The 21,515-nt window shown below is 62.8% G+C and carries 24 protein-coding genes and 1 pseudogene; 15 read left to right on the top strand and 10 right to left on the bottom strand.

Annotated elements, in window-relative coordinates:
* Nucleotides 1-168: 168 nt before the first annotated feature.
* Nucleotides 169-2,253: a TonB-dependent receptor gene (locus C8D04_RS05550; RefSeq protein WP_116006039.1), complete on the top strand. Its 2,085-nt coding sequence runs from the start codon at nt 169-171 to the stop codon at nt 2,251-2,253.
* Nucleotides 2,254-2,370: 117 nt separating this feature from the next.
* On the opposite strand, the gene C8D04_RS05545 is transcribed toward C8D04_RS05550, so the two are convergent.
* A complete protein-coding gene (locus C8D04_RS05545) occupies nt 2,371-3,045 on the bottom strand; it encodes an MAE_28990/MAE_18760 family HEPN-like nuclease (RefSeq protein WP_116003956.1) in 675 nt (224 codons plus the stop codon).
* Nucleotides 3,042-4,157, bottom strand: coding sequence for a DUF262 domain-containing protein (locus tag C8D04_RS05540; protein WP_116003955.1), 1,116 nt, complete (start codon nt 4,155-4,157; stop codon nt 3,042-3,044). The genes C8D04_RS05545 and C8D04_RS05540 overlap by 4 nt, the downstream gene beginning before the upstream one ends.
* Before the next feature lie 527 nt (nt 4,158-4,684).
* Here C8D04_RS05540 and C8D04_RS05535 point away from each other — a divergent pair.
* Complete coding sequence (locus C8D04_RS05535; RefSeq protein WP_116003954.1) at nt 4,685-6,307, top strand: sensor domain-containing diguanylate cyclase; 1,623 nt, start codon at nt 4,685-4,687, stop codon at nt 6,305-6,307.
* A gap of 153 nt (nt 6,308-6,460) precedes the next feature.
* Here C8D04_RS05535 and C8D04_RS05530 read toward each other — a convergent pair whose 3' ends face one another.
* Entirely contained in the window at nt 6,461-7,162 is a 702-nt protein-coding gene (locus C8D04_RS05530) for an RES family NAD+ phosphorylase (RefSeq protein WP_233521119.1), read from the bottom strand.
* Nucleotides 7,159-7,530, bottom strand: a complete 372-nt coding sequence (locus C8D04_RS05525; protein WP_233521118.1) for an MbcA/ParS/Xre antitoxin family protein — start codon at nt 7,528-7,530, stop codon at nt 7,159-7,161. The genes C8D04_RS05530 and C8D04_RS05525 overlap by 4 nt, the downstream gene beginning before the upstream one ends.
* A 347-nt stretch (nt 7,531-7,877) precedes the next feature.
* Here C8D04_RS05525 and C8D04_RS05520 point away from each other — a divergent pair.
* The 4 genes and pseudogenes from C8D04_RS05520 to C8D04_RS05510 all read left to right on the top strand — a co-directional run.
* Nucleotides 7,878-8,205: pseudogene (locus C8D04_RS05520) on the top strand (TonB-dependent receptor); the annotation flags it as partial.
* Nucleotides 8,202-8,462 carry a hypothetical protein gene (locus C8D04_RS18545; protein WP_133243606.1) on the top strand — a complete coding sequence of 87 codons (261 nt, stop codon included), beginning with the start codon at nt 8,202-8,204 and terminating at the stop codon, nt 8,460-8,462. The pseudogene C8D04_RS05520 and the gene C8D04_RS18545, both read left to right, overlap by 4 nt.
* A gap of 9 nt (nt 8,463-8,471) precedes the next feature.
* Nucleotides 8,472-8,873 (top strand): hypothetical protein, encoded by a 402-nt coding sequence (locus C8D04_RS05515; protein ID WP_133243605.1) that lies wholly within the window; start codon nt 8,472-8,474, stop codon nt 8,871-8,873.
* Entirely contained in the window at nt 8,873-9,382 is a 510-nt protein-coding gene (locus C8D04_RS05510; RefSeq protein WP_233521117.1) for a hypothetical protein, read from the top strand. The genes C8D04_RS05515 and C8D04_RS05510 overlap by 1 nt, the downstream gene beginning before the upstream one ends.
* A gap of 142 nt (nt 9,383-9,524) precedes the next feature.
* Here the strand turns inward: C8D04_RS05510 and C8D04_RS05505 are convergent, their stop codons facing one another.
* Complete coding sequence (locus C8D04_RS05505) at nt 9,525-9,875, bottom strand: RNA-binding protein (RefSeq protein ID WP_116006036.1); 351 nt, start codon at nt 9,873-9,875, stop codon at nt 9,525-9,527.
* A 122-nt stretch (nt 9,876-9,997) separates the two neighbouring features.
* On the bottom strand, nt 9,998-10,207 hold the full coding sequence (locus C8D04_RS05500; protein ID WP_116006035.1) for a hypothetical protein: 210 nt from the start codon (nt 10,205-10,207) through the stop codon (nt 9,998-10,000).
* 529 nt (nt 10,208-10,736) lie between these two features.
* Here C8D04_RS05500 and C8D04_RS05495 point away from each other — a divergent pair.
* From C8D04_RS05495 to C8D04_RS05475, 6 genes are all read left to right on the top strand, one after another.
* Nucleotides 10,737-11,771 carry a patatin-like phospholipase family protein gene (locus tag C8D04_RS05495; RefSeq protein ID WP_116003951.1) on the top strand — a complete coding sequence of 345 codons (1,035 nt, stop codon included), beginning with the start codon at nt 10,737-10,739 and terminating at the stop codon, nt 11,769-11,771.
* A gap of 74 nt (nt 11,772-11,845) precedes the next feature.
* The gene (locus C8D04_RS19105; protein ID WP_255415504.1) at nt 11,846-11,971 is read left to right on the top strand and encodes a hypothetical protein; all 126 of its coding nucleotides are present in this window, start codon (nt 11,846-11,848) and stop codon (nt 11,969-11,971) included.
* 209 nt (nt 11,972-12,180) lie between these two features.
* Entirely contained in the window at nt 12,181-13,053 is an 873-nt protein-coding gene (locus C8D04_RS05490; RefSeq protein ID WP_116006034.1) for a hypothetical protein, read from the top strand.
* Nucleotides 13,054-13,179: 126 nt separating this feature from the next.
* Nucleotides 13,180-13,851, top strand: a complete 672-nt coding sequence (locus tag C8D04_RS05485) for a hypothetical protein (RefSeq protein WP_116003950.1) — start codon at nt 13,180-13,182, stop codon at nt 13,849-13,851.
* Nucleotides 13,852-13,877: 26 nt separating this feature from the next.
* Nucleotides 13,878-15,095, top strand: a complete 1,218-nt coding sequence (gene chrA / locus C8D04_RS05480) for a chromate efflux transporter (RefSeq protein WP_116003949.1) — start codon at nt 13,878-13,880, stop codon at nt 15,093-15,095.
* Nucleotides 15,096-15,223: 128 nt separating this feature from the next.
* Complete coding sequence (locus tag C8D04_RS05475) at nt 15,224-16,180, top strand: AEC family transporter (protein ID WP_116006033.1); 957 nt, start codon at nt 15,224-15,226, stop codon at nt 16,178-16,180.
* A gap of 12 nt (nt 16,181-16,192) precedes the next feature.
* Here C8D04_RS05475 and C8D04_RS05470 read toward each other — a convergent pair whose 3' ends face one another.
* The 3 genes from C8D04_RS05470 to C8D04_RS05460 form a co-directional block, all read right to left on the bottom strand.
* Nucleotides 16,193-17,056 (bottom strand): NAD(P)-dependent oxidoreductase, encoded by an 864-nt coding sequence (locus C8D04_RS05470; RefSeq protein ID WP_116003948.1) that lies wholly within the window; start codon nt 17,054-17,056, stop codon nt 16,193-16,195.
* A gap of 98 nt (nt 17,057-17,154) precedes the next feature.
* Nucleotides 17,155-17,802: a pyridoxamine 5'-phosphate oxidase gene (pdxH, locus tag C8D04_RS05465; protein WP_116003947.1), complete on the bottom strand. Its 648-nt coding sequence runs from the start codon at nt 17,800-17,802 to the stop codon at nt 17,155-17,157.
* Nucleotides 17,799-18,422, bottom strand: coding sequence for a gamma-glutamylcyclotransferase (locus C8D04_RS05460; protein WP_116003946.1), 624 nt, complete (start codon nt 18,420-18,422; stop codon nt 17,799-17,801). The genes pdxH and C8D04_RS05460 overlap by 4 nt, the downstream gene beginning before the upstream one ends.
* Before the next feature lie 101 nt (nt 18,423-18,523).
* On the opposite strand from C8D04_RS05460, the gene C8D04_RS05455 reads away from it, so the two are divergent.
* Both C8D04_RS05455 and C8D04_RS05450 read left to right on the top strand, forming a co-directional pair.
* On the top strand, nt 18,524-19,042 hold the full coding sequence (locus C8D04_RS05455) for an OmpA family protein (protein ID WP_116003945.1): 519 nt from the start codon (nt 18,524-18,526) through the stop codon (nt 19,040-19,042).
* Nucleotides 19,043-19,161: 119 nt separating this feature from the next.
* A complete protein-coding gene (locus C8D04_RS05450) occupies nt 19,162-19,752 on the top strand; it encodes a lysophospholipid acyltransferase family protein (RefSeq protein WP_116003944.1) in 591 nt (196 codons plus the stop codon).
* A gap of 69 nt (nt 19,753-19,821) precedes the next feature.
* On the opposite strand, the gene C8D04_RS05445 is transcribed toward C8D04_RS05450, so the two are convergent.
* Nucleotides 19,822-20,268, bottom strand: coding sequence for an Lrp/AsnC family transcriptional regulator (locus C8D04_RS05445; protein WP_116003943.1), 447 nt, complete (start codon nt 20,266-20,268; stop codon nt 19,822-19,824).
* A gap of 140 nt (nt 20,269-20,408) precedes the next feature.
* Between C8D04_RS05445 and C8D04_RS05440 the strand changes: the two genes are divergently transcribed.
* Nucleotides 20,409-21,515 (top strand): saccharopine dehydrogenase NADP-binding domain-containing protein, encoded by a 1,107-nt coding sequence (locus tag C8D04_RS05440; RefSeq protein WP_116003942.1) that lies wholly within the window; start codon nt 20,409-20,411, stop codon nt 21,513-21,515.

The following is a 21,515-nucleotide window of genomic DNA, read 5'->3' as shown; positions in this document are numbered from 1 at the left end:
TCTGCTGCGGCAGACCCTCAAAACTCCTGATTTCATAGCTGCCAGCGCTTGACCATCAAGCGTTAGAGCCACTTTTCATTCAAATTATTGAGCCAGGCCATGGTACCGGTGCGCGCGCTTGTGCGCGGGCCGCACCGCGCTTGCCGTGCCCTGGCGATGGCATTTCCCATGAAGCAATTTCCTGAAAACACCTTTTCACCCGCCCTGCACCCCGTCGCCCTGGCAGTTTGGCTGGCCCTGGCCAGCAGTGCCCAGGCCCAGGATGCAACCCCGGCCCCCAGCCTGCCGCCCGTCACCGTGTCGGCCAGCGGCCTGCAACTGGGTGCCAGCGACATGACCACGCCCGCCAGCGTGCTCGAAGGCGACGAACTCGTGCAGCGCCGCGAGGCCACGCTCGGCGAAACCCTGGCCGGCGAGCCCGGCATCGCCGCCAGCCACTTCGGCGCCGGGGCCAGCCGCCCCATCATCCGGGGCATGGACGGCCCGCGCGTCAAGGTGCTGAGCGACGGCGCCGAGCTGCACGACGCATCCACCCTCAGCCCCGACCACGCCGTGGTCTCCGAGCCCCTGCTCGCCACCCAGATCGAGGTGCTGCGCGGCCCCTCGGCCCTGGTGCATGGCGACGGCGCCGTGGGCGGCGTGGTCAACGTGCTCGACGGCAAGGTGCCCACCGCCGTGCCCGCCAAGGGGTACGAAGGCAGCCTGGAACTGCGCGCCAACAGCGGCGCCCGCGAAAAGGCGGGCGTGTTCTCGCTCACCGGCGGCACGGGCAACCTGGCCGTGCACGTGGAAGGCGTGGCGCGCGACGCCGCCGACTACCGCGTGGGCCCCGGCTGGGTGCACGACGACCATGTGGACCGCAAGGTGCCCGGCAGCTTCAACCGCACCGACACCGGCAGCGTGGGCATCTCGTGGGTGGGCGAGCGCGGGTATCTTGGCGCCGCCTACACCCGCCAGACCGCCAAATACGGCCTGCCCGGCCACAACCACGGCTTTGAGGGCTGCCACACCCACGGCAACCACCTGCACTGCGGCCACCATGGCGAGGACGACGGCCACGACCACGGCCATGAAGACGAACACGACGACGTGCCCGTGGTGGATTTGCGCAGCGAGCGCCTGGACATCCGGGGCGAGCTGCGCAACCCCTTCGCCGGCTTCACCGCCCTGCGCCTGCGCGCCGCCGCCACCGACTACCAGCATGACGAGGTGGAGGACGGCACCCCCGTCACCACCTTCAAGAACAAGGCCCACAGCGCCCGCGTGGAGCTGCAACACGAACCCATGGCCGGCTGGCGCGGCCTGCTGGGCGTGCAGGCATCGCAACGCCGCTTTGCCGCCGAGGGCGACGAGGCCTACATCCAGCCCACCACCACGCGCCGCGCGGGCCTGTTCGCGCTGGAGGAATACCGCTGGGGCGACTGGCGCTTCGAGGCCGCCCTGCGCCACGACCGCCAGACGGCCCAGGCCATAGCGTCAGGTTCGGCCAGCGGCATCGAACGCAGCCACAACGGCACCTCCGCATCGCTGGGCGCGGTGTGGAAGTTCCGCCCCGGCTACCAATTGGGCGCCAGCCTCACCCGCGCCAGCCGCGCCCCCACGCCCGAAGAGCTGTACGCACGCGGCCTGCACATGGCCACCGCCACCTATGAACGCGGCGACGCCAACCTGCGCGCCGAAACGTCGAACAACATCGACCTGAGCCTGCGCAAGACCAGCGGCGACACCACCTTCGGCGTCAGCGTGTTCCGCAACCGCATCCAGGGTTACATCCACGGCGCCACGCTCGACGAGCTGGATGGCCTGCAACTGCTGCAATATGCCCAGCAAAACGCCACCTTTACCGGCATCGAGGCCCAGGTGCGCCAGCGCCTGAACAACCACTTTGGGGTCACCCTGTTTGGCGACGCCGTGCGCGCCCGCCTGGCGGACGGCAGCCTGCTCCCCCGCATCCCCCCAGCCCGCGCCGGCCTGCGCCTGGACGCCACCTGGAACGCCTGGCAAGGCCAGGTGGAATGGCTGCAAGTGGCCCGCCAGAGCCGCGTGGCCGCCTTCGAGCAGCCCACGCCCGGCTACGGCATGCTGAACCTGGGCGTGAGCTACAGCGGCCAGACCAACGGCATGCCCTGGCAGGTGTACCTGAAGGGCCACAACCTGAGGGACCGGCTGGCCTACGCCCACACCTCCTTCATCAAGACCGCCGCGCCTTTGATGGGGCGCAATGTGACGGTGGGGGTGAGGGTGGCGTTCTGACGGGTGATCCCGTCGTGATGTGAGCAAGCCAGCGGCGGGGGAGGGCGCTGCTGGCCAAATAATTGAGGACCGACTCTAGGGAAGGATTCTTCTCGGCAGCTTGCCAAGCCTGAGGGCCTACGCCGTGCTAGCCGCCCAAGCAATCATTGAGCTGTTTTTGCGCTGGAAGGACTTACACGCTGCTGCGTTTTCTAGGTCAGTTTTGAACCATTCCATCACCTCTAGAATCTCCTCGGCAAGAGAGTCAAAGCGCTGCGGTGAAATGTTGAGATACTCCCCATGTGCGATCTTGTTTCTCGAGGCCAGCAAGGTTTCATCAATCAGGTTGAAGCGGGCGGAATATCTGGCGATATCTATGCCGAGCCAACCCGCAATATTGACAAATACTTCTGACTTCAAATTTCCTTCTGCAGTAATACCCGTGGCTGGCAGTAAAGCTGGTTTGTCAAGCATCGACATCAAATGTGCAATGGTTGAGACTGCCACCGAGGATTTCCCACTATCACCCATCTGAGTGAGCTTGGTTTTGATGCTTAGAGCAACAAATGAGTCTTGCAATTCGCGCGTCTTCATTCCCATTGCGGAAACAAAAATGACATAGGCATTGGAGGCATTTTTTATAAATCCTTCCCAGTGCGCGTACAGCATGGCAATACCTGCACGAACATGAACATCTGCCTTCTTTTCCTTGGCTGATCTAGCAACTGCACGCAGCTCAATAATCTCTTTGCGCCGCCAAGCTAAATCATCGTCCAAGTAGTTAATCAGCTCCTCTGTGGACCGAATTTTCATGGCTTGAAATAATCTACAGCAAATGGAAGTAAATTAGCCAAGCGTGTTGTGCCCCGCACCCCTTGACCAGAGTAATTCGTATATATTTGGTCTGTCCACAAGGCACGAACTTTTTCTATGAGCCAGCTATGACGCTGAGCATCATCTGGCATGGCCATAATGGCTTGCCTGTTTACAGCCATTCCGTGAGTGATTACGTCGAAGGCAGCAAGCATTGATCGGCCTGTATGTCGATTGCCGTCCCAACGTTTAAACACATCGCCCGAAAACGCCGCCCACAATAGCTCGAAAGTCCAGTTGAAAATATCGGTCTCCTCGGCCAGTTCGGCTGTAGTCAACTCGCATAATTTTCGCGCTGCGAGGTCTAGATACTCGTTGACGTCCAATCCCTTAGTGTAAGGAGCGCGCCGGTAGGCGACAAAACGCAATACCATTTCATTATCTTGTGCCAGCTCTTCTTGCGCGGAAGTAAGCTGGATTGTGTCTTTGAATTCCTGCTTGGCAGAACAGTTGCGGACCCATTTGAAGAAATTCTCATTGAGCATCACCAGCACGCTGTTGCGCACTTCTTGGTCGCTGAGCTTTGAACCACCTGTATTGAGACGCTGGAACAATTCATACTTGGCATCGTGATCGCTTTCCTTGCGCAGAATCTCCACCCGAATTCTGGCTCTCTTGATCTCGAGTTGCAACGGAGTGTTGAAAACATTCATATCATCAGCTTGGTTGCTGGACCATTTCATGCCTTCCAGCGAAGGCAGAAAATTAGTTCCAGAAAGCACCAGTGGTTCAATGAGCTCTCCATTGATCTTTAAGACCCCCATCAAATGCAGAGCAGTGGAAATGCGCTGGAGACCATCAATCAGTTCCCAGACCCCGTCTTCACGTTGAAAAACAAATACTGGTGGGACCGGAAGTCCCAGCAAAATAGACTCGATAAAGCGGGTCTTCTGCGAATCTTCCCAGCGAATTAGGCGTTGATAAGCGGGTGCAATGATCAACTCATCACTCTTGTAGAGGCTCGCTATTTCTCCCAGCGACATCTCATAGCCATCGGTAACGACTTGTCGTTTTGCCTTTTCCAGCTCAGCCTGCAATTCTTGAGCGCTCATCTAAATTTTCCTTTGTAATTTCGTACACAGTCGGTCATTTTTCGAAGGTAAAACCACCTCGAAAAATGCGCATTGAAAAGGCTGGTGAGGCGCGCCCGAGCTGACCGTAGCACGCAGAGAGGCTCCGTTCGGGCACAGCCTTTATACATATACGTTTTATTGTAGCTATCAATAAAATATCGACGATCCCCCAAGTTGAGGGTAGACATGCACCGCCCCGTCACGAGTCCAGGGCGGATAGAGGAAGCCTCCGTGCGATCAAGCGCACACCTGCTTCATCAAGACGGCCGCGCCTTTGATGGGGCGCAATGTGACGGTGGGGGTGAAAGTGGCGTTCTGACGGCTGATTCCGTCGTGATGTGAGCGAGCCAGCAGCGAGGGAGGGCGTTGCTGACTCACACACTTTCTCTGCCCCAAACCACCGAAACCAAGGGGGCTCAGGCACCAGAAACCCGTGCCATACTTGATCCCACGTGGTTGATTTTTCTATCCGTTGGATGTGTTTGCCCCCTTTGCGACAGCCCTGCATGCCCACCACTTCGACGCCGTCCGCGAACTTGCTGCAACTGTTACCCGAGGCGGTGGTGCAGACCGACGCGCTGTGGGAGATCACTTATCTGAATCCTGCGTGGCAGAAGCTCACCGGCCATGCTGTGGAGGCGGCGGTCGGCAGGTCTCTGCTGGAATTTGTGCACCCCGACGACATCGGCACCATGCGCTCGGGCATGCCGGTGTTCCGCCTGCGGTTTGCCGGCGCGGACTATCGCTGGGTGCGTCTGCAGCTCCACCCGGAGACGGACGCGGCGGAGCGGGTGATCAGCCGCCAGGGTGTGCTGATCGAAATCACCGAGGTCACCGAGCAGGTGCTGGTGGAGGTTCGCCAGCGCTTTCTGCGCTTGCTGGAAACCATTGATGGCGTGGTGTGGGAAGCTGAAATCGGGGTGGGCAATACCTTCCTGAGCCCGCAGGTGGAGCGCTTGTTCGGTTACTCCGTGGAAGAGTGGCGGGCTGACCCGGGCTTCTGGCGGGCGCATGTGCATCCCGATGATCTGGAGGAGGCCCTGCGCATCGACGATGCCGCCTACAACGCCACGCACAGCCATGCCTACGAGATGAGTTACCGGCTGATTGCCAAGTCCGGCAAGGTGGTGTGGGTGCGTGACCTGTGCCGCGCCGTGGTCGAGCCGGGTCGGCCGAACCGCATGATCGGCCTGATGATCGACGTGACCCAGCAGAAGAACACCGAACTGGAGTTGGTGCGCTCCGAAAACCGCTATTCGCTGGCGACCCGCGGATCCAACGACGGCATCTGGTATTGGAACTTGCGAACGGACGCCCTGCATGTGTCCGGGCGCTTTCACCAGATCGTCGGGCTGGGTGACTGCGATCATGTGCATGACGGTGGCTGGCGCTTTCTTGAGAAGCTCATCGACCCCGAGGATCGCGGGCGCGTGCAGGCGGCGTACCGCAGGCACCTGGCGGGGAACAGCCCGAACTTTTCGGTAGATTTCCGCGCCTTCCACGGGGCTGGGCGGCTGGTGTGGGTCAATTGGCGCGGGCTCGCCGAGTTCGAAGACGGCGTTGCGGTGCGCATGGCGGGGTCGCTCAGCGATCTGGCCGAACGTGGCAGTTCCTACGACATGCTGACCAACTTGCCCGGCCGGCCGTTGTTCCGCGATCGCCTCGCGCATCTCATCGCGCTGCACCAGAACGAGGCGGCGAGCGGTGATGGCGTGCCGGTACGCGATGGCGCCACGATGTTCGCCGTGCTTCTGCTGGATCTCAACGGGTTCAAGACCGTCAATGACACCTACGGGCACCATGTGGGCGACCAGCTATTGCAACAGGTGGCGCGGCGGCTCGAATCCTGCGTGCGGGCGGTGGATCTGGTGGCCCGCATGAGTGGCGACGAGTTCAATGTGCTGCTGGAGTCCATTGACCCCGCTGAAGCCACCCAACGCGCCCAGCAGATTGCCGCCGCCCTTGCAGCGCCTTATGTGATCGGCGAACACACCGTGAGCAGTGGCGCGAGTATTGGTTTGGTCAGCAGCGCATCCAGGCTGGCGACGGTGGACGATTACCTGCGCGCCGCAGACACCGCCATGTACCGGGCCAAAAGCCAGTCGTTGGGCGTGTGCGTGCTTCAATAAAAGGGGTCAGGAGGTGCCTGCGAGGCTGTCGCGTGGCTCGCCTCCCTCGTCCCCTTTGGGTTCGGGCAGGAAATGAACCTGTCCCCATTGTGGTCCTTACGCGGAACGAATGCGGCTTTGCCCAGAAAGCGCCAAGCAGCCGGCAACCTGCCCTCAAAAATCAAACCGCATCCGCCCATTCGACAGCGTGACCCGGTCGCGTGTCGTGTGGCAGTGCCATTGCTCGTACCGGCCCTCCGGGGTCAGCAGGGTCAGGCTCCGGGGGGCGAATACGGCGGCACACGCATGCCCCGGGGCGCGGACCGAGGCGTAGCGGATCCACGCCACGTTGCCTGCCGCACGCACCAGCGCGCCCAGCTTCTGGGTTTCGGTGTAGTCGCTGGGGTGCTTCCAGTGCGCTGCGGCCTGGGACCAGGGGGGTGTTTGCAGGTCGATGGCGCGGCCTTGCACGGCGGCTTCGTACAGGGAGTGGTCGGTGGACAGGTGTTGCGTGATGAGGCCTGCGCTGTCCAGCAGGAAGCGCTGACGCCAGTAGGCGATTTCGGCGCAGGCGCAGTAGGAGTCGTCCGCGCCGTACCAAATACCGGGCATGTGCGTGCTGCGAAAGCGCGAGCCCGTGGGCGGCAGGTAGCGGAAAGGCGCGGCCAGCAGGTAGTGGATGCCTTGGGCCTCTGGGGGCAGGGGTGGCTTGCTGGCGTCCAGCATGTGTTCCAGCACATCCTGCTCGGCGGCGGAGTCCACCAGGCGCATGGTGGCGGCGATGTGCTGTGTTTCGACCATGCGAAACGCATGCATGGCCAGGGGCTGCGTGTGCTCGTGCACCCAGCCGAGGTGCCACGCCGTGGGGGCCGTCACGCGGCGGCCCGCATGCCGTCCAGGTAGGCCAGGGCGTTGACCAGGCCTGTGGGGGTTTCGATGAGTGCGGCGGGTGTGCCGTTCAGCGCCTTGTTGTGGCTGCGCAGCCAGTCGTGGCGCTTTTGTGCGTCGGAGCCGACCAGCGGGTCCAGCGAGCGGAACAGGCGCACCACCAGCAGGGCCAGTTGGCCTTCCTTGGATTGCGGGTCGATGCCGCGGCCGCCTGCAATGCGGCTGATGGTGGGTTCGCTCAGGCCAATGACGCGCGCCAGGGCGGCATTGGAAAGACGCATCTCATGAGCGGCACGGATGGTTGCCTTGCCCAACACGATCGCTTTGTCCGGGGCCAGGGTCATATGGGGTTGCATGGCGGACTCCTGTGTTTCACAGGAAAGAATATAGCATCAATGCCAAATAATTTCATGGCATTTTGCGATAGGTCGGGTTGATGGGGGTGCGCAGCGCCGCAGTGGCTTTGTGCTCCGTCAGGGTGTTGAATAGGCCGTGGCGTCCCTGCCGGGGCAATGGCTAATGTCTCCGCGAAGAGCATTAAGTTTGGCCTCCAGATCTTTACCATAAAGCGCTTATAGCTATCGTAATAATAGCAATTGAAGCCCGGCCATTGCATGGACATGGGCCGAAAAAAACCGGCTCCTCAGAGCCGGTTTTTCACAGGGGGTTACGGGGCTCAGTAACGGCAGCCGCCGTAATCACCCGCGCCGGTGTGCGACTGGACGTCCATTGGCAAGCCTGGGAAGGCCAGGTCGAATGGGTGCAAGTGGCCCGCCAGAACCGCGTGGCGGCGTTTGAAACCGCCACGCCCGGCTACGGCATGCTTGAACCTGGGCGTGAGCTACAGTGGCCAGACCAATAGCACGCCCTGGCAAGGGTTTTTGAAGGCCAACAACCTGACGGACCGGCTGGCCTACGCGCACACCTCGTTCATCAAGAACGCCGCGCCGTTGATGGGGCGCAATGTGACGGTGGGGGGTGAGGGTGGCGTTTTGATGCTGCGGCCGCCCGATGGGGCTGAAGTGGCGTGACCGGGCAGGTGGGCCATGTTCCGCTGGCATCGCACAACGGCCCATCCCAACGCATTGCCCAACAGGCCAGCACGGCACAAAAACAGGACGTGCTCGGCGCCATAATGGCTGAAATGAAGGGGGAGGAGGAATCCATCCGCTATAGAAAACCCACACAACCGCAGCCCGTGGTGGCGGTTCAATTCAACATGATTTATCTGCCGCGATCGACATCGTTTGCATTGCTGAGGCGTCGTGGGGCGGCAGGTAAACGCTGAGTAATCATTATGGAACAATATTCAACTGCTACTGGCATCGTTCTCTCAGTCGCCAGTTTGGTGCTTGCGATCATCTTTTGGTGGGATGCACGCAAACAATCTCAAGATGCTGGGCGAGCACTGAATGAGATCAAAACTCAAATCATCGGTTGGCAGAGTGAACTGAATAAAGCAGCAATCGACATGCTGTCTGCGCGGCCCGAAATGATTGCGCAAAAAACTGCTCTCGAATCGTCCCAAGCGGAAACCGAATTCGCAAAACGTACGGCCGACTTGGTCGAACATTTAGGTAAGGCGGATAGCAAAGGAAATCTGGATGCAATCGCCATTCTCCTAAATCACCAGAAAGACGTTGTCTTGGGCAAGCAAGCAATTGGATTTGACGCCGCGACCCGCGGTCGTGGACTGTAATGGTTAACAAGCAGCTGCATCCGACCGTCTACGGCGTTCTGCTGAAGTTAAACGTTAAATTTCACATGAAGTATTTCGCGCGCTATTTTTTCTTTTCCCTGGCCTTGGCCGCACCATGGAGCCATGCGGCTGCACCAGACCCCTCGCTTGTGGGGTGTTGGCGTGCGGAAAAGATCGTTCTGTACGCGCAGGACGGCTCAAAGGCCGAGGACACGTCCGGGCGTTGCGTTCTCCAATTCAAGGAAGATCACATCGAATCGACATGCATGACTTCTACGGGAATGGCGAGAACCTCTTACCAGTATCGAATTGACCGGCCGAATTTCTATGTGACAACCATGACTGGCAGTACCTTCAAGACCGACCTGATCGGTGCAACACGCGAGTATGAATACCGTATTGAGGGCGATCGACTCATTACGGTCACCCCACCGCAATCCACGTTGCCCGAGCCTCGCGCAGCTGCCATGCGGGTTGAATCAAAAGCGACAAGGAAGTCATGCGAGTGATTGGTGCAACGCTTTTGCACATTGAACGGTTCCTCTTGCCGGACCAGTCTAGGGCCTTCCTCTCCGAGTGAGTGCGCCGTGCCGGGCGCGCATAAAAAAAACCGGCTCCTCAGAGCCGGTTTTTCACAGGGGGTTACGGGGTTCAGTAACGGCCGCCGCCGTAGCCACCCGTGCCGTAGCCCACGTCCGAGCGTTTTCCGGCACCGTAGCCAGCCGCGCTGTAGGCACCGGCGCTGTTACTTGCTTCGCGGGGGCGGGCCAGGTTCACGACGATCGAGCGGCCATCGACGGACATGCCGTTCAAGGCGCTGATGGCGGCCTGGGCGACTTCGGCGGAGGCCATTTCGACAAAGCCGAAGCCTTTGGAGCGGCCGGTTTCGCGGTCCATCATGACCTTGGCCGAGGCAACGCCGCCAAACTCGGCAAAGTTGCTTTCCAGGCTGGAATCGGTCACGGAGTAGGGCAGGTTGCCCACGTAGATTTTGCTGCTCATGGAGGAGCCTTTCTGAAATATGGCGCGCAACGAATGGCGCACCGTTGGGGTACGGGCGTGCGGATCGGGAGTCCGCAGCAACGGGGCGGGGTGGATGGGATCTGGCGTGGCCAGATCATCCATCAGCACGCAGGCGGGTGCTGCATGCTCGTTTGCAGCCAGCCCTGGGTGACTGCAAAGAGACGGGCGGCTTCGCGCGAGGCAAAGGCTTTGTCAAAACGGAACACGCGGCAGTAGCTGCCGTTGCCCTGGGAACGATGGATCGAGAAGGAGGCGCGAAAGCGCCCGCAGTCGGTCGGGTGTGTCGTGGGCGAAACGACGTACTTGCCCATGGAAATGGCGGTCTTTGAAATCGGGTGCATTCAGAATCGCAGGCGTGGAAAACCGGCCTGCGTGAGCATCAAGGGACTCGGTGGGCTGCAGCTCTACAGACCCACTGGGCGACATAGGTCGCAAAAGGCAACCTGCAGGGGGAGGCTTGCACCTCTTGGCAGGCGTTGCGGCGACTGCACGCGTCAAGAGCGGTGACTGCAACACGGTAGATTATAGCTTATTTAATATTTTGATATATTTTAATATTCTTCCTGGTTTTAAAAATACGTGCTGGGTGCTCCCCACACGATCGCCGCAGCGGCAAACCTTGCGCTGGGCGCCTACACCACCTATAGGGCGCTACCGGCCGCTCAACCTTTTGTGCAGGGTTTCACTCTCAGTGGTGCTCCCTCTGGGCCAGTAGCCAAGGGGGCTATCTGCATTGTTGCAATGGCTTGACGTCACCCGATATGTCTGCGCCCCTGCGTCTAGCAGCCGACGAGAGTGAAACACTACACTGAGCCCTCCATGACAATTCCTTTCCCCGGCATGCGCCCTGGCAGCTTCCCGCGCTCCTTGGCGTGCCTTCTTTTTGCCACCCTGGCGGCCTGTGGCAGCACCCCACCAAGCGCGCCATCGGCTGTTCCCGAGCCCACGGCTACCACTGCCCCCACGCCCCCCATCAAGATCGGCATAGCCCTGGGCGGCGGCGCGGCCAAAGGGTTTGCGCATATCGGCGTGATCAAGATGTTGGAAGCCAATGGGTTCACGCCAGCGGTGGTAGCGGGTACCAGTGCGGGCAGCGTGGTAGGAGCGCTGTATGCCAGCGGCATGAATGCCTTTGAACTGCAGGAAAAGGCCGTGGCGCTGGACGAGAGCAAGATCCGCGACCTGCAACTGTCGTCCGACGGCCTGGTGCAAGGCCAGAAGCTGGAGGACTATGTGAACGAACAGGTGCGCCGCAAGCCGCTGGAGCAACTGGCCCGGCCCTTTGTGGCGGTGGCTACGCGGCTTGAAGATGGCGAGCGCACGGTGTTTGCACGGGGCAACACGGGCCAGGCGGTGCGGGCGTCCAGCAGCGTGCCGGGGGTGTTTCAGCCCGTGGTCATTGGCAAATACCATTTTGTGGATGGCGGCATCGTCAGCCCGGTGCCGGTGGATGCAGCGCGCCAGCTGGGCGCCGATGTGGTGATTGCGGTGGATATTTCCAACAAGGCCCGGGGCAAGTCGCCGGGCGACATGCTGGGCACGCTCAGCCAGTCGATCGCCATCATGGGCCAAAAGCTGGGCCAGGCCGAACTGGCGCGGGCCGACGTCATCGTCCGCCCCAAGGTGCTGGATTTGGGCTCGGCAGATTTCAGCCAGCGCGCCACGGCCATCGTCGAGGGCGAAAAAGCCGCCCTGGCCGCGATGCCGCAGATCCGCGAGCGCGTGGCCCAGTTGCAGGCCGAACGCGCCAAGACCCTCCATCTGGCACAGCAAAAAGCCGCCGAGGCCCAATACAAGGCTTGCATGGAGAAGCGCTCGCGCCTGCAGAAAATGGCGGGGATGGCCGGGCTGGGTGAACCCTGCATGAAGCCCTGAGGAGCGCCAGTCGCGTTCGCCCCATTAACCCGGCGACGCCACTTCAAATGGCTTCGCTGCTACCATTCGCCCCCATGCCTTCCCAAACACCGTCCATTCACACCGGTCCGCAGCGCGGCTGCGTGGCTGTGGACGGGCACGCCGTGGTACGTGAGATCTGGCCCTACAAGCCGGTCGCACATTCCTCCGCCCGGCGATAACCTTCCTTCTCTTTCATCTGCGCAGAACCTCCATCGCCGGGCACCAGCCCCGCGCGATGGCGGCCGACTGCTTTGCCCTGATTCGGGCGCGCTGGGCCGCTCTTTTTCAGGAGATGTGCCATGCCACCAGACTATGCCGATGGGCCTTGGCCCCGCATTACCGCACCTGCCTGCCCACGGACGAACGCGCGAGGCCGGGGGTGATGGCGATGGAATTCACCAAAAAGTTTCTGCGGGCCAAAAGCCCATGCGCCGATGGTTTCCGCTGGTTCAGCCGCCATGTGGAAGACGGCACCGGTTACCAGGATGCGCTGGACACGCTGGTCAATGCCGGGCGTGTGGACGATGCCTGCTGGCTGCTCACGCAGTTTGGCCCGACCAATGCGGTGCTGACGGTGGATGTGCTGGAGGCCGAGGCGATCGTGTTTGCCGGCACGATCGAGGTGCGCGGCGGCATTGATGTGGACACTGTCATCCAGGCGGGGCGTTCTATTCGCGCGGGGGGCGGGCTGCGTGCGGGCGGCAATGTGGTGGCGGGCGAGGATATTCGCGTGGCAGGCAGCATCGTCAGCGGCGGCGCGCTGCAGGCCGGAGGCGACGTGCGCGCCGATTGGGGCGTGCAGGTGGAGGGCGATATCCACTGCGGCGGTGACCTGCGGGCCGCGTGGGATGTGGTTTGCAACGGCAAGCTCACGCTCCGAGGCGGGGCCTTTGTGGGGCAGGATTTGATTGCGCAGGGCCCGCTGGCCTGCGACAAAGGCCTGCGCGTAGGCGGCCATCTGACGGCAGGAGACAGCGTGCGGGCAGGGCAGGGCATGCTGGTGGGCGGGGCGCTGACGGGCGCATCGCACCTGGAAGCGGGATGGGGCATCAAGGCGGGTGAGTGCATCCACGCGCAGGGCGCCATCAAGGCCGGCGAGAGCTTGTGCGCGGGCGAGGATATTTGCGCGGGCCAGGGCTACGGCGTGTTTGCCGGGCTGAACGTGCAGGAAGAAGCCTGGAGCGCCAGCGCCCAGGTGTGGGCGCTCAAAAGCCCCGAAGGCCTGCGCAGCGGGGTGTGGAGCGGCCCGCGCGAGATTTGAACCCTGCGGGCCTGCCAGTGGGGGGCTGGCGGTGGTAACGTTCGCCTCCTGAAAGCCCAGTTTCACAACATTGGCCTGTTTTGCCGCGGGATAGGCACATACCCTTGCAGCAGCGGCCCGCACCGTATGGACACAAGATACCTCCCCATCCTTCGCAACGCCGGCGCCGTATTGCTGGCGGCAGGGCTGATCGACCTGGCAGCCCTGGCGTACAGCCTGGCCCAGGGCCTGGCCTACGCCTCGGGTTTCAACCTCTTTGCGGTCGTGGCCGGCATCTTCATGCTGCGCGGCAGCCTGCAGGCCGCGTTGGTGGCGCGCTGGTTTGCGGTGTGGTTGCTGGCAACCCTGCTTGCCACGGTGTTTGTCCTGCCCTTCATGCAGCCCTTCAGCCTGACTTTTGCCCAACTGCGCCTGGGCATGGGGCCTGAACCGGTCGCGGTCGGGCTGGCGGTGATGGTGGTGGGCCTGCTGGGCTGGCTGGCATGGCAACTGGGGCGCGAGCCCGTGCGCGCCGCACGCGCTGCCCGTAACCTCAAACCCTGGAGCATGACGCCCCCGGCGCTGGTGGGTGTGGTGCTGGTGGTGGGCCTGGGTGTGGTGGTGGCCGTGCTGCGCAGCGGCGAGGCTGCGGCCCACGCCCGGCTGCTGGCGCAGCAGCAGGTGACGCCCGACTACCGACTGCATGTTCGTTCGGTCAGCAAAACCAGCAGTGGCCAAGGCACCCGCATCACCGCCACCGTGACCGCCTGGACCAACAGCGACATCAAAACGGTACCGGTGCAATGGCAGGCGCCTTGAAGGTGCGTTGAACGGGTACATCTGCAATGGCACATGCACCCCAAGAAACAAAGTACCAGGGCTCCTTGCAGGTGTTCTGGATATTCCTGCGTCTGGGGCTGACTTCGTTTGGTGGCCCGGTGGCGCATCTGGGCTACTTCCGTACCGAGTTTGTGCTGCGCCGCCAATGGTTGACCGAGCGCAGCTATGCCGACCTGGTGGCCTTGTGCCAGTTTCTGCCTGGCCCGGCCAGCAGCCAGGTGGGCATGGCGCTGGGCCTGCTGCGCGCAGGGTTGCCCGGTGCGTTGGCGGCGTGGCTGGGGTTCACGCTGCCCTCGGCGCTGCTGCTGGCCCTGCTGGGCCTGGGGCTGGCCAGCGGCACCACAGTGCTGAATGCGGGCGCGCTGCATGGCCTGAAAGTGGTGGCCGTGGCTGTGGTGGCGCAGGCGGTGTGGGGCATGGCGCGCACCCTGTGCGTGGGGCGGGCGCGGGTCACGCTGATGGTGCTGGCGGCCTGTGCCATGCTGCTGTGGCCCGGTGTGTGGGCGCAGGTGGGCGTGATGCTGCTGGCCGGTGCCGTGGGCTGGTGGTTGTGGGGCAGAAAAGCCACCCTGGCGCCTGCGGTGCAGGGCGCACACGAGGCGTTGCCTGTCCGGCTGGGCCAGCGCACGGGGGCTGCGCTGCTGATCGTGTTTGCCGCGCTGCTGGTGCTGCTGCCGCTGGCCGCGCAGTGGTGGCCCGGCAGGGGCCTGGCCCTGTTCGATGCGTTTTACCGCGTCGGTGCGCTGGTGTTCGGTGGCGGCCATGTGATGCTGCCTTTGCTGCAGGCCGTGGTGGTACCGCCGGGCTGGGTGACCGCCGATACCTTTCTGGCGGGCTACGGCGCTGCGCAGGCGGTGCCGGGGCCGCTGTTCACGTTTGCGGCTTTTCTGGGCGCAGCCATGGCGCCATGGCCAGGGGGCGGGCTGGGAGCGCTGGTGTGTCTGGTGGCCATCTTCGTACCCTCGTTCCTGCTGGTGGCGGGGGCGCTGCCGTTTTGGGAGCCGCTGCGCCGCAGTGCCCACGCGCAGGCGGCGCTGGCGGGGGTGAATGCGGCCGTGGTGGGGCTGCTGCTGGCGGCGCTGTACAACCCCGTGTGGACCAGCGCCATCCTGGGCGCGGCGGATTTCGGGCTGGCACTGCTGGCCTTTGTGGCCCTGGTGTTCTGGCGCGTGCCGCCCTGGGCCGTGGTGCTGGCCTGCGCCACGGCCGGAGCACTGGTTTAGATTTTAAGAGAAAATGGCCTCCAGCGCTTTAAATATAAACGCTGAAAGCTATCAAAAACATAGTATTTTTGGCGCGGATGCGCTGCATATCCTGGCCTATTTCTTTGCCGTCTGTCGGCCTGCGTATCTTGAACTCTCCAGTCTTCGCCTCCCTGGTTCCGGTCGTTCTGTTCATTGCACTGGGTTTTGTGGCCGCGCGCGCCGCGTGGATTCGGGCTGCAGCGGTGAAAGACCTGTCCAACCTGGTTTTCATGGTGCTGACGCCCGCGCTTTTGTTCCGCACCATGAGCACGGTGCACATTGAAACGCTCGATTTCGGGCCGGTGGGCATTTATTTCGCTGCCGCCGCCCTGGTGTTTGGTGCAGCGCTCGCCGTGCAAGGCTTTACCCCGCTGGCCGCAGCGCGGGGGCTGGCCTATACCTTTGGCAACACGATCATGATCGGCGTGCCGCTCATCGGGCTGGCCTTTGGCGAGGCGGGCCTGGTCACGCTGTTCACCCTGATCTCGGTGCATGCCCTGGTGCTGCTGACTGGCGCCACCGTGGTGTTTGAGCTGGCCGCGGCACGCGAGCGTGCCCACACGCCGGGCCAGCCCCCGCCGCACATGCTGCGCACGGTGCTGCAGGCGGTCAAGAACGGCATCCTGCACCCGGTGCCGCTGCCCATCATCGCCGGGCTGCTGTTTGCACAAACCGGGCTGGTCGTGCCCGACGTGGTCGACAAACCCCTGCAACTGCTGGGCCAGGCGCTGGGGCCTCTGGCGCTGCTGCTGGTGGGCGTCACGCTGGCGTTCTCCAAAATCGGTTCGGGCCTATGGCCTGCGCTGCGCGTGGCACTGGTCAAAACGCTGGTGTTCCCGCTGGTGCTGGCCGCGCTGGGTCTGCTGCTGGGTTTTGGGGGCCCGGCGCTGGCGGTGCTGGTCGTCACGGCTTCGCTGCCCATTGGCGCCAACGTTTTCTTGTTTGCCCTGCGCTACGACGTGGCCGAGGCCGAGGTGACCGCGAGCATCGCGGTATCAACCGCCATGGCTCTGGTCACGCTGCCCGTGGTGATGTATCTGGTGGCGCGGTTTGTGGCGGTGTGACGGGCCGCGCCGTCAATCCACAAACAGATCGGGCAGAAAACGGGTGTTGCCCGGCGTGACGGCGTAGCGGTCGAAGTCGGTCACGCCATGCGCTTGCAGCACCGCATCATCGATGTAGAAGTTGCCCGTGGCACCGGAGGTATTGGTCAGGATGTGCCAGGCGGCGTCGGCCATGATCTCGGGCTTGCGGCACAGCGCAATGTCCACGCCGGGAATCATCTGCATGGCAGCCGTGGCAATGGCGGTGCGCGGCCACAGGCTGTTGACGGCAATGCCAAAGCGTTTGAACTCGCCCGCGTGGCCCAGTGTGCACATGCTCATGCCGTACTTGGCCATGGTGTAAGCCGTGTGGGGCTGGAACCAGTGCGTCTGCATGGTGAGCGGGGGCGACATGGTCAGCACTTGTGGATTGCGTCCGGCAGCGGCCGATTTTTTCAGCTCTGGCAGGCAGGCCATGGTGCACAGGTAGGTGCCGCGGGCGTTGACGCCGTGCATCAGGTCGAAGCGCTTCATGGGCGTGGCTTCGGTGCCGGTCAGGCTGATGGCGCTGGCGTTGTTCACCAGGATATCAATACCGCCAAAGGTCTCGACCGCTTTGGCCACGGCGGCCAGCACGGCGGCCTCATCGCGGATGTCCACGGCCAGCGGCAGGGCACGGCCGCCTGCGGCCTCGATTTCAGCGGCTGCGCTGTAGATGGTGCCGGGCAGTTTGGGGTTGGTCTCGGTGGTTTTGGCCACGATGACGATGTGGGCGCCGTCGGCTGCAGCGCGCTTTGCAATCTCCAGGCCAATGCCGCGCGAGGCACCGGTGATGAAGAGAGTTTTGCCTTGGAGGCTGTTTGCGGCAGCTTGTGCGGCATTTTTTTCGGATTGCATTGCGTTGTCTCCTTGTCGTAGTGGGTACCAAAGAATGCGCCGAAGTGTAGGGACGCAAAAATGCCCCTTTGACCTGGTTCACAAGTCCGATAGCCTGTTTACGGTGCCAGGCGCTCGCGTATCCATTGGGTTCCATCGCGCCGGTAGCGCAGCCGGTCGTGCAAGCGGCTTTTGCGCCCCTGCCAGAACTCCCATTGCTCGGGTTGGAGGCGGTAGCCACCCCAGTGGGGTGGGCGGGGAGGCATGAGCATGAATTGCGCACCGTATTTGGCGGCATTGGCGACCAGTACGCCCCGGCCCGAGATGACCTGGCTTTGCGGGCTGGCCCAGGCGCCGATGCGCGAGTCGAGCGGGCGGCTGGCAAAGTATTCGTCGCTCTCTGCGTCGCTGACTTTTTCGACGGTGCCTTCGATGCGCACTACGCGCTCGAGCTCCACCCAGTGAAATTGCAGCGCCGCAAAGGGGTTGCCCGCCAGCTGGCGGCCCTTGCGGCTTTCGTAGTTGGTGTACCAGACGATGCCGCGCTCGTCATACCCTTTGATGAGCACCACGCGGGTGCTGGGCCGCAGGTCACAGCCCACGGTGGCTACCGTCATGGCGTTGGGTTCGGGCACCTGGGAGCGGATGGCTTCCTGGAGCCACTGGTCGAACTGCTGCAGCGGGGCCGCGTGCGAGGCGTCTTCGTTGAGTTCGGCGCGTTCGTAGCTTTTGCGCAGATCGGCGATGGAGGTGTTGGGGCTGCTCATTGCGCCATTGTGCCCGGGCCGTCGGGGCCGGGCGGGGGGCTGGAGAACTGCAGCAGGCGCGCCAGCGCCTGGTCGTGGATGCCCACCTCGCGCAGCCCGTGCAGGGTGTCGCGCGCATAGTCATGTGTGCTGCCATAGCGGCCGCTGGCTTGCTCGAAGATGCGGCGGTATTCATCGGGCTGCAGCTCGCCGGTGTAGCTGGGGCTGCTGCGCGAGAGCGTAAACGCCAGCGCCTGCACCGGCCCCTGGGGGGTGTGGCAGGTCAGCCAGCGCGGGTCGTACACGGCCACGGGCATTTCGCGCTGCCACAGGTTCACCATGACCTGGTGGGCATGCTTTTGTGGAACACGGAACACCATGCCCCGGCAGCTGCCGCCCGAGAGCATGCCAAACACCAGACCAGGGCATTGCGGGGTGCCCCGGTTGATGTGGCTCCACATCTTGAGCGCACGGTGCCAGCCGTGCACGCGGGCGTCGCGCCGCTCGGTGTAGTCGAACTCGGGGCGCCAGATGAGCGAGGCATAGCCAAAAACCCACAGATCGCTCTGGCCGCCCCATTCTTGCAAGGCTCTTTCGAGCAAGGGCGCCGGGTCGCGCGTGGGGGCAGAAAATTCAGGCATGCGGACTCTACAATAGCGGGTTATCCCTTGGGCTCTGTTTGCGACGTTTGGGAGATCGTCAACAGGCTTTTGTTCCACCCCATTTTTCCGGAGTTTCAATAATGTCCTTCAGCAGTTCCGACGACGATAGCCAAGAACGCTTTGCCCTGGGTTTCCTGTTTGCGCTGATTGCGCTGGTGGTGTCCACCGTGGTCGGCGTGGTAGTTTACAAGCGTGGCATCGCCCATGCACCCGCACCTGTGGCTGTAACGGCACCTGCTCCCGCAGCGGTGGTGGTGACGGAAGACGTGGCCAGCGTGCGTGTCGAGGACGGTGTGGTGAAGTTCTACTTTGCCTCGGGCAAGGCCGATCTGGCCGCAGGCGCCAACGAGGCCCTGGCCGATGTGGTCAAGGGCGTGGCCGATGGCCGCATGGCGATCGTCTCGGGTTTCCATGACGCTACGGGCGACGCTGCCCTGAACGCCGAACTGGCCAAGAACCGCGCCCTGGCTGTGCGCGAAGCCCTCAAGGCCCTGGGTGTGGCTGAAGAGCGTGTCGAGCTGAAGAAACCCGAAGAAACCCAGGCCAGCGGCAGCAACGCCGAAGCCCGCCGCGTCGAAGTGGTGTTGTCGGGTTCGTGATTTTGGTCCCGGCCATGGCTGCTGCCATGGCCCATTTTGGTGGTGCAGGCTTGCTACACTCACCCATGATGTAGCAAAAAGTATCAAAAATTTTTGGTGCGCCCTTTGATTGCCTCGCCATGCACCACCACACCATTTTTGATACCCCGGTCGTCAACAGCCTGCTGCGCGGGCTGTCGCTCGCCATTCTTCGTTCCACAGGCTGGAAGGTCGAAGGCTCTTTGCCCGCCCATGCCGCCAAGAGCGTGCTGATTGCGGCCCCGCACACCAGCAATTGGGACTTGCCTTACACCCTGATGATTGCCTTTGCACTGCGCCTGCGGGTGTACTGGATGGGCAAGCAAAGCCTGTTCAGGGCACCGTTTGGGGGGCTGATGCGCTGGCTGGGCGGCATTCCGGTCAACCGGGGCCAGGCTGGCAACTTGGTGGCCATGTCCGCGCAGGCCATGCGCGATGCCGACGGCCCCATGCAGCTCATCATTCCGCCCGAGGGCACGCGCGGCAAGACGCGGCATTGGAAAACAGGCTTTTACTTCATCGCCCACCAGGCGGGCGTACCCATCGTGCTGGCCTTTGTGGACTATGGCCGCAAGGTCGGTGGCTTGGGGCCGGTGTTCGAGCCCACGGGCGATATCGAGCAGGACATGGTGCGCATCAAGGCTTTTTATGCGCCCATCCAGGGCAAGAACGCAGCGCAGTTCGAAGCCTGAAATTTATGAAAAATTGGCCTCTAGCGCTTTACTGGTAAGCGCTAGCAGCTATCTAATCAATAGTATTCATCACACACTGCGCCGATCGATCTTGCGGCTGAGCACGATGCTGGTCTGCGTTTTGTGCACGCCGTCCATCTGGCCGATCTGGTCGAGCAGGCTGTCCAGTCGCTCGTGGCTGGCGCAGCGCAAAAAGGCCAGGTAGTCGAACTGGCCGCTCACGGCCGACACTTCTTCCACCTCGGGCATGGCGGCCAAGGCGCGCAGCACGGCGGGCGCTGTTTGTGGCAGCAAGCTCAGGCTGCACCAGGCGCGTACGGCGGCGCTGTCCATGGGCGCGCCCAGGCGCACGCCATAGCCGGCCACCACACCCGTGCGCTCTAGCCGCGCAATGCGCGCCACCACCGTGGTGCGCGCCAAACCCAGGCGCCGTGCCAGTGTGGATGTGCTCTCGCGCGCGTTGGCCTGGAGCAGGCTCAGAAGCTGGCGGTCGGTGTCGTCCAGAGGGGCGTTCATGGCTTGTGTCGATAGTTTTCGTTATTTTGACGAATATTAGCAAGTTATTCGACGTTTTACATGCTACACATTGACAGCACTGCGCCGTAGCATTGAGTGAGCTGAACCACAGCACCACCAACACTACAAGGAGACACGCCATGATCACGACCCGCCGTTCCATCACCATCCTGGGGGCAGGCCATATCGGCTTTGCCATGGCGCTGCTGCTGTCGCGCAGCGGCGACTATGACGTTCTGGTGGCCGACCGCGATGCGGCGCGCCTGGAAGCCGTGGCCGTGCTGGACGTGGCCACACTGGCCACTCCCGACGATGCGGCATTGCAAACCGCCGTTAGCGGCCGCTACGCCGTGCTCAATGCGCTGCCTTTCCACTGCGCCGTGGGTGTGGCCACGCTGTGCGCGCAGGCCGGCGTGCATTACTTTGATTTGACTGAAGACGTGCAGAGCACCCAGGCCATCCGAGCCCTGGCGCAGGATGCACGCAGCGTGCTCATGCCGCAGTGCGGTTTGGCACCGGGTTTCATTGGCATCGTCGGCAACGACCTGGCGTGCCGCTTCGACGAGCTGCACAGTCTGCGCATGCGCGTGGGGGCGCTGCCGCGCTACCCGCAGGGTGCCCTGCGCTACAACCTGACCTGGAGCACCGAGGGCCTGATCAATGAATACTGCAACCCCTGCGAAGCCATCGTGGACGGCCAGGCCACCACCGTCGCGGCACTGGACGGCCTGGAAACCTTTGCGCTTGATGGCGTGGAGTACGAGGCTTTCAATACCTCCGGCGGCCTGGGCACGCTGACCGAAACCCTGGCGGGCAGGGCGCGGCAGGTGGACTACAAGTCGATCCGCTACCCCGGACATTGCGCCATTCTCAAGCTGCTGCTCAACGATCTGCGCCTGCGCGACCGGCGCGATCTGCTCAAGGAAATTTTCGAGGCGGCCATTCCCACCACCGAGCAGGATGTGATCGTGGTGTTTGCCAGCGCCTCGGGGCTGCGCGGCGGGCGTTTGGTGCAGGATTCGTATTCGGGCCGCATCCTTGGCACCGAGGTGGCGGGCCACCGGCTGAGCGCCATCCAGCGCACCACGGCCGCCGGGATCTGCACTGCGCTGGATCTGGTGGCCCAGGACAAGTTGCCGCAAAAGGGCTTTGTCGGGCAAGAGGCCGTGGCGCTGCAGGATTTTCTCGGCAACCGGTTTGGGCAGGCCTACGCCACTGAATGCGCGGGGGAGGCCGTGGCCGCATGA

It is taken from the genome of Simplicispira sp. 125 (genome assembly GCF_003096555.1).
GTDB lineage: Bacteria > Pseudomonadota > Gammaproteobacteria > Burkholderiales > Burkholderiaceae_C > Simplicispira.
The sequence above is the reverse complement of the archived record's forward strand: the minus strand, read 5'-3'. Positions and strand labels throughout refer to the sequence as shown.